The organism is Bacillus sp. BML-BC051 (assembly GCF_019656175.1).
Taxonomy (GTDB): domain Bacteria; phylum Bacillota; class Bacilli; order Bacillales; family Bacillaceae_G; genus Bacillus_A; species Bacillus_A mobilis.
In genome coordinates this window covers 1-6,844 of sequence record NZ_BPLI01000102.1, presented here as the reverse complement: position 1 = coordinate 6,844, position 6,844 = coordinate 1, and the positions used below count along the sequence as shown (strand labels likewise).

General features: G+C 34.6%; 7 protein-coding genes. 3 read left to right on the top strand and 4 right to left on the bottom strand.

All coding sequences use genetic code 11. From position 1 onward, the window contains the following. Nucleotides 1-150: 150 nt before the first annotated feature. Genes K5S59_RS28535 through cpaB form a run of 4 tightly spaced genes read right to left on the bottom strand, consistent with a single transcriptional unit; the run spans nt 151 to nt 4,226 of the window. On the bottom strand, nt 151-1,083 hold the full coding sequence (locus K5S59_RS28535) for a hypothetical protein (RefSeq protein ID WP_000555804.1): 933 nt from the start codon (nt 1,081-1,083) through the stop codon (nt 151-153). Then, nucleotides 1,076-2,512 (bottom strand): TadA family conjugal transfer-associated ATPase, encoded by a 1,437-nt coding sequence (locus K5S59_RS28530; RefSeq protein ID WP_000264620.1) that lies wholly within the window; start codon nt 2,510-2,512, stop codon nt 1,076-1,078. The genes K5S59_RS28535 and K5S59_RS28530 overlap by 8 nt, the downstream gene beginning before the upstream one ends. Before the next feature lie 15 nt (nt 2,513-2,527). Then, complete coding sequence (locus K5S59_RS28525; protein WP_000441033.1) at nt 2,528-3,349, bottom strand: CpaE/TadZ family protein; 822 nt, start codon at nt 3,347-3,349, stop codon at nt 2,528-2,530. Between the two features lie 16 nt (nt 3,350-3,365). Beyond that, the gene (cpaB, locus tag K5S59_RS28520) at nt 3,366-4,226 is read right to left on the bottom strand and encodes a Flp pilus assembly protein CpaB (protein WP_000804792.1); all 861 of its coding nucleotides are present in this window, start codon (nt 4,224-4,226) and stop codon (nt 3,366-3,368) included. A 374-nt stretch (nt 4,227-4,600) separates the two neighbouring features. Between cpaB and K5S59_RS28515 the strand changes: the two genes are divergently transcribed. The 3 genes from K5S59_RS28515 to K5S59_RS28505 all read left to right on the top strand — a co-directional run bounded on the left by K5S59_RS28515 (nt 4,601) and on the right by K5S59_RS28505 (nt 6,689). Next, nucleotides 4,601-4,837, top strand: coding sequence for a hypothetical protein (locus K5S59_RS28515; RefSeq protein WP_212935814.1), 237 nt, complete (start codon nt 4,601-4,603; stop codon nt 4,835-4,837). Beyond that, nucleotides 4,810-6,170, top strand: a protein-coding gene (locus K5S59_RS28510; protein WP_103102378.1) for an IS3 family transposase whose coding sequence is annotated in 2 segments (ribosomal slippage) — nt 4,810-5,266 and nt 5,266-6,170 — 1,362 coding nt in all. Because the reading frame shifts where the segments join, the coding sequence is not laid out codon by codon here. Before K5S59_RS28515 ends, K5S59_RS28510 begins: the two co-directional genes overlap by 28 nt. Before the next feature lie 156 nt (nt 6,171-6,326). Further along, entirely contained in the window at nt 6,327-6,689 is a 363-nt protein-coding gene (locus tag K5S59_RS28505; protein WP_000532241.1) for a hypothetical protein, read from the top strand. Nucleotides 6,690-6,844: the final 155 nt, after the last annotated feature.

Sequence of the window (6,844 nt, the reverse complement as noted above, 5' to 3'; positions counted from 1 at the left end):
ATCATTTGATTTAAATTCTTTTTTTCAATTCGTTTTGCATTTTCTACATAGTTTGTAAGTAGGCTACCGCTGTCTTTTTTACTTTGTAGAAAGGTAGAGAATACCCAGTACATGACAACGAATACCACTAAAGCTAAAATCGTAGCCACTTTATTCCCCTCTTTCTGTTGGATTATAATTTGCAATCTTTTCTACACGGGTTGCTAAGAAAAAGACAATTAACATATTTACCGCTAATGCAATTTTCCCCATCATAGAACCTGCTAAAAATCCATATGCTTCTTTTGACATCAACATAATCACAATCGGCATGGCAATCACGATTAAGCAGTTCTGTACAAACGCACGTTGTGCTTGCGACAAACTAGAACGTAATCTTGCCAGATATAGCTTTTGTTTTTCGAAATCTTCTGCAATATCTAATAAGACTTGTACTGAATTCGCCCCGCCTTCTCGACTACACACTTCCAACATTTCATGGAAGAAAACCAATTCTCTAAAATTAAAAGTTTCATTGAATCCTTTAAATGCACGGTGCATTGTAGTTCCACCTTCTAATAAAAGAGAAACTTTTTCTATTTCTTCTTGAATACTCTCATGCATCATTGGCTTTACTTGTACTAACACGCGTTTAGCGTTATTACTAATTTGAAGCGCATTCGCTACTGCCTTCATATAAATAGAGAGACGGTCAATGACAACCAAGTAGTAACGTTTTTTTCTTCGATAGAGAAGAAATCTCGGAACTAAAAATCCACATAAAGCAGAAATCAGGGTAAAAGGATCTCTTCCAAATGAGAAGTAGAATATTGCTGCTATACTCATTCCCGAAAGAATCGTATATACCCAGTACATGCTTTTCGTCAATTTCCACTCGTACTTTTGGGCTTCTTGGATAACAGATTGTGGAAGATACATTCGTATGCCTTTAATATTCCTTAATTCCAAGCGCCTTTCTTCTTTCTCATTTTCTTGTACAAATTGGGAAAGTGCAGAACCTTTAGATTTTGCAAAAAGTAAAACAAGTAATACTACACTAATAAAGATTAATAATATACATCCATAGGCGAACAAACTATGCATACTGCACCTCCTGTTGTGATAGGAACGGTGCATAAAGAGCTGGATTTACAGAAGTAGCAGAACGGAATTTTTTCTCCATTTTAGCTGACATTTTCCCTGTAATAATGTGCTGTCCATGAATTTTTCCTATGCTTTCATTTATCTCATCCTGTTCCTCGTATGTCGGGATAAACTGAGAAAGTTCATTAAACTGTATATCACCTCGATAATCTAATAATTCAATCATCTCTGTAATATAACGATTCCCATCATCTTTCTTTTCTAAAAAGACAATCACATCGAATGTCTGTGAAATTAATTCATATAAATACTGGGCATCAATATTCGCACCACTTTGCAGACACATGAGCATTAAACGTCTGACTGCTTCTATGGCACTTCTTGCATGGACAGAGGTAAAGCCAGGGTGGCCTGTTTGGAAAAAGTTAATCATTTTTAATGCTTCTTTACCCCTCGATTCCCCTACAATTAATCGCTTTGGTCCTTGACGTAGTGCATTCGTTAACAATCTATCAAAATCAATTGCATTTTCTTCTACTTCCGATGCCCTACATTGCATCGGAACAAAGTGATGTTCTGGAAAAATTCGATGCAAATATAATTCAGGGTTATCTTCTACTACAAGAGTACGTTCTTTTTTCTTTCCTTTCGGAATATGAGAAGCAAGAAATTTCATAAACTCTGATTTCCCTGTCCCTGTTGCTCCAGCGACTAGAATATTCATTTTGGCTTTCACGGCTGCAGCCAAAAAGTCCAACATCTCTTTTGACGCTTGATTAGTAGATAACATTCGCTCTTCAGAAGCACGAAGATGATCTGCATTCTTACGAATCGTTATTGTTGTCCCGAGTCCCCCAAGTTCATCTAAAGCAATATTGATACGGATATAGGGAAACACGCAGTCCACATATGGTTTTGCTGTATTTAATGACTCTGACGTACTATTTACCATCTTATAGGCTAAAGCCTTTACCTCTTCTTCCGTCTCAAATCGGTAAGGGAATGTTAACTCTCCCTCTCCAATTTTTTCGTAAATAATTTCTTTTGTACCATTGATATAAATATCGGTTACATCCTGATCTTCTTTTAAAGGTTCTATAATTCCAAATCCCACAATATCATCACATACCATATTTAATAATTGTTCAGAAGGTACATCTGAAATGACGACTTGATTACTTAATAGAAAACTTTTAATGATTTGTTCTACAGCTGCTCTCTTTTCTTTATTCATAAAAGATTCGCTTAAAATATCACGATGGTCTTTTACTAAAAATGCACGAATTTCATCCGTGATATCTTTAATTTGTTGAGCTGTAGTTGTTCCTAACTTTCGAGCTGATTTGGAACGAATCATATAACCAAAATGATATAAATCAACTCGATTTCGCTTTAAGGCGACTTGTTTTCCCTGTAAATAGCCCCACATACTACTGCCTCCCTTTTAATTTCGTAAACCAAAGAGACCCTTTTTCATAGAGGATGTATGCTGGGTTGGAATATCAAGACCAGCTGCTTCCATAATGTGATGGACCTTTGTATTAATTTGCGGGGAACCAAACTGCATCCCCCATTCATAACTCGTACGATCCCTGTCATACGGAATTGTCACCGCAATTTTTTGGGAAGATAGCTTTTCAATATCTTCTACATAATCCTCATCTGCCATATTTAAAACATGAATCATACGAGGCAATGTTAGCTTTGCTTCTTCTAGTAGTTGTAATTCTCTTTTAATTGCTATTGCACCACGAGGGTTGCCGTTTAACACATGAATTACAAGGTCTGATTGGTATAGGATTGGATAACTCAGAACCTCAGATAATTCAGTTGGTACTGATAGAATGATAGAATCGTATTCTGTATCTACAAGTGATTCTATAAATGTCGTTACAAACAGTTCTTTGTTTTGAATCTCTGGGAATTGAGCTAAGTTATAACCTGATGGAAACACTAGAAAATCCATCTTATCGTGCAATTTTTGCATCAACCTTGGATTCATTTTTCTCTCTAATAAATCTTGCTTGGTACAAATATATTGCGAGAGATTGTATTCATTTTCTTTTCTTACAAGTTCTAAGATGTTTTTACTATCGTGGCTAAGACCAGTTCCAACCGCAAAGCTAGGTCTTACTTGGTCTGCTTCAACATAAAGCACCTTTTTCCCTAAATGAGCTAATTCATTTGCCATCGCAATACTTAATGTGCTTTTCCCTACATTTTCGTTTGTTGCATAAAAGGCAATGATTCTTGCTTGCCGCTCCATCTTAATAACCCCTTTCTTACTTAGATTCATTCAGATACTGTGCTACATACTCTTTTACATTTTTAGAAATTGGATTAGTCGAATGCTTCTCTACATAGTCTAAAATGTTCTTTTGATCAGATATTTGTGAGAATCCTTCAGCTGGTTCTAATTCTTTCCCTGTTTGCTCCACCTTTTGTCCAACTGCAACAGGAATGACATCTCCAAGTGTTTTTGCACGATTTAAGTATTGAAGTTGTTCAGGGGAAACAGCCAGTGTGTATAATCGCGTTACTTTAGGCTTTTGTTTTCCTTCTTGTTCCTCTTTTGATTCTTTCTTTTCTAGCACAAATGCATCTTCTGTATTGCTATCTTTTGCAGCCGTCACACGTACACGTTGGAACAGACCACCAAAGACAACCTTCTCATTGTCTCCTTCTTTCACAACTTGTTTGAAATACAAGTCCACATACGTGTTTGGGATAATACTATTCCCTGAACTTGTTTCTAAATCAACGAGTAACGGGAAAGCAACTTCTCCATCTTTCAAATTTAAAATAGCAGAGTCCGGTAACTCCTCTTTCTTTACTACTTTGTTTTTAAAGAGATAGCTATTTTCTGTAATGGGTTGCCCATCATTTGTCCACTTACCTACAACCTCTTTTTTATTTACACGTAATGCATTTGGGGGAATCGCATCACCAGGTAAAGTTCGTTCCACTAGCATGTCTTCTTTAATTTCTGTATGTGCAGGTATATCCTTTGCGGCTACAACAATCTTTGTTGGTTTTACAGCATTTTCTACTGCGAAATGATTGTATCCATAGATACCCGCTACTGTTGCAGCAGCTAGACCTACCGCAACAATCTGCTTCTTTTGAAACTTAGATGGCTTCAATGTTTGTATTCCTCCTTATGTAGCCTTTAAACGCAAAAAAAGGACACACCTATGGCATAATGCGCCTTAGGTGTGTCCTTTTAGCTAATCTAAAGTCTATATGAAAATGTTGGATTTGGTTTCTTTAATATTACAATTTCAATATTATGATATATAGAGTTATATGTCAATCATTTCTAAAAAAAATATTATTTTTACCATTTCAAATCTCTGATTCCAAAACTCAAAAACCCTTAAAAACATTGTCATATCAAGGTTTTTAAGCTATTAACCCACCCGTAAATATGGTATAATTAATATAACGTAACTGAATATTTCAGGGTGGTTGGTTGCTATCCTTTCTCTTTCATTTTATGGAGAAAGGAGGTGATCGCATGGAAATACTTTTCATAATAGCAATTGAAATTTTAAAAGTAATTGCTAGAGAAGTCGCTGTGTTTTTTGCAAAACGAGTAGGTAAATACCTATCAACGTCTTGGAAGAAAGCACAAAAAAAGCGACGAAAAACGAAAAGAACCACCCACAATGTGAACCGCACCCAATTTGTTAGACACTTACTAACAATTGGAGGTGCGGTTTTATTATGTCTAGAAAATATACATTTGAGATAAAGAAAAATGCTGTTGAACATTATTTAAATACAAATGATTCGTTTAAAGTGACAGCCAAAAAATATCAAGTGAGCTATACTTTACTAAAAGAATGGGTGGCACGTTCTAAAAAACAAGGGATAGAGTCCTTGAATTCTAAATTTACAAGATACGATGTTCGATTTAAAATGGAAGTATTAAATTATATGAACAATACCGGAGCTTCGCCCCTACAAGCTGCAGCTATGTTTAATATTCCATCACCTAAAACTATTAGGAAATGGCGGACAATACTAGAGTCACAGGGAATAGAAGCTCTTCGTAAGACAAGTAAGGGGTATTCTACTGTGAAGAAAAAGAAAGCTATTGCGCCTAAACAAAAACAAGATAAGAACTCTCAAAGCGATTTACAATCAGAGATTGAATATTTACGAATGGAAAATGCTTATTTAAAAAAGTTACACGCCTTAATTCAAGAGAAAGAGAAATTACAGAGAAAGACAAAGCGTACATAATATTTGAGTTAAGGCATGAATATAAAATTATGGACTTGATTAGAATGGCTAAAATTGCCCGTAGTACGTATTATTACTGGGTGAAACAAATGGAACGAGAAGATAAATATAAAGACGTTAAAGAAGCAATTAAACAGATTTTTCATGAACATCAAGGACGATACGGATATAGACGTATCACTCTAGAATTGCATAATAAGGGCTATAGGATTAATCATAAAACTGTCCTTCGTTTGATGAATCAATTAGGGTTAAAATCGTTGGTAAGAATCTCTAAATACCGATCATATCGTGGGAAAGTTGGAAAAGTGGCACCTAATGTCTTGAAACGAGATTTCAAGGCCACTCGCCCTAATGAAAAGTGGGTTACAGACGTTACTGAAGTTCACTTATTTGGTGAAAAACTCTATTTATCTCCTATTCTAGATTTGTTTAACGGTGAAATTATTTCTTATAATATTGAGAAACGTCCTACTTTCCTTTTAGTTGAAAGGATGTTAGATCAAGCATTAAAACGCTTGAATAAAGAAGATACTCTTATTCTGCATTCAGATCAGGGGTGGCACTATCAAATGGACAAATACCAGCATACTTTAAAAGAACATAATATAATTCAAAGTATGTCCCGTAAGGGAAATTGCTTAGATAATGCAGTCATAGAAAATTTCTTTGGCTTATTAAAGTCTGAATTACTTTACCTTAAAGAATTTGAAAGTATGGAACACTTTAAAATAGAATTAGAAAATTATATTCATTACTATAACCATAAAAGAATTAAAACAAAATTAAAAGGATTGCCCCCTGTACAATACAGAATTCAATCCTTATTAGCTGCTTAAATATTATGGATTCAAATGTATTTCTCTATTTTGGAAAGCTTTTCTTGGTAAATGGACGTAAATAAAACTTACATCCAGAAACTACAACTACCGTTATCTTATGAATGATATAATTTATAGGATAAGGCTAGATTTAATGGAAATAGGGGGAGACATATGGGAAGAGAAATTGAATTTAATACCGAAGACATGACCCTAAAGTTAACTGGGATAACAGGTTTATTTGCATTAAAATTAAAATTGAAAATTCCTTACGATACTGTTAAAAGTGTATATGTTGACTATTTTGATGCCCCTCAATGGATGCTCAGAATGCCTGGAACTTCAATTTCGGCACTTAATATTTTTGAAGGTAGTTTTAAGTATAGAGATGAGTGGTATTTTCTTTCTTATGAAAACAGAGTGCCACTTGTAATGATTGAACTAGAAGGGCATGAAAAGTATAGGTATGTTTTTTTTGAGATTGATAATCCAACTAGCATAGTAGCTGATATTCGGAAACGTATTGTTGAATTATAAATAAAAAAAGGTATTCTCAGATATAGAAAACACCTTTTCAATCCACAACTATCTTTTATAATAGTATACTTTTTATATGATCTAAAACATTTTCAAGTCAAACAAATATACGTCTAACTTTTTGGGTTCAGTTCACCCGCGATAAGAGCGGTATT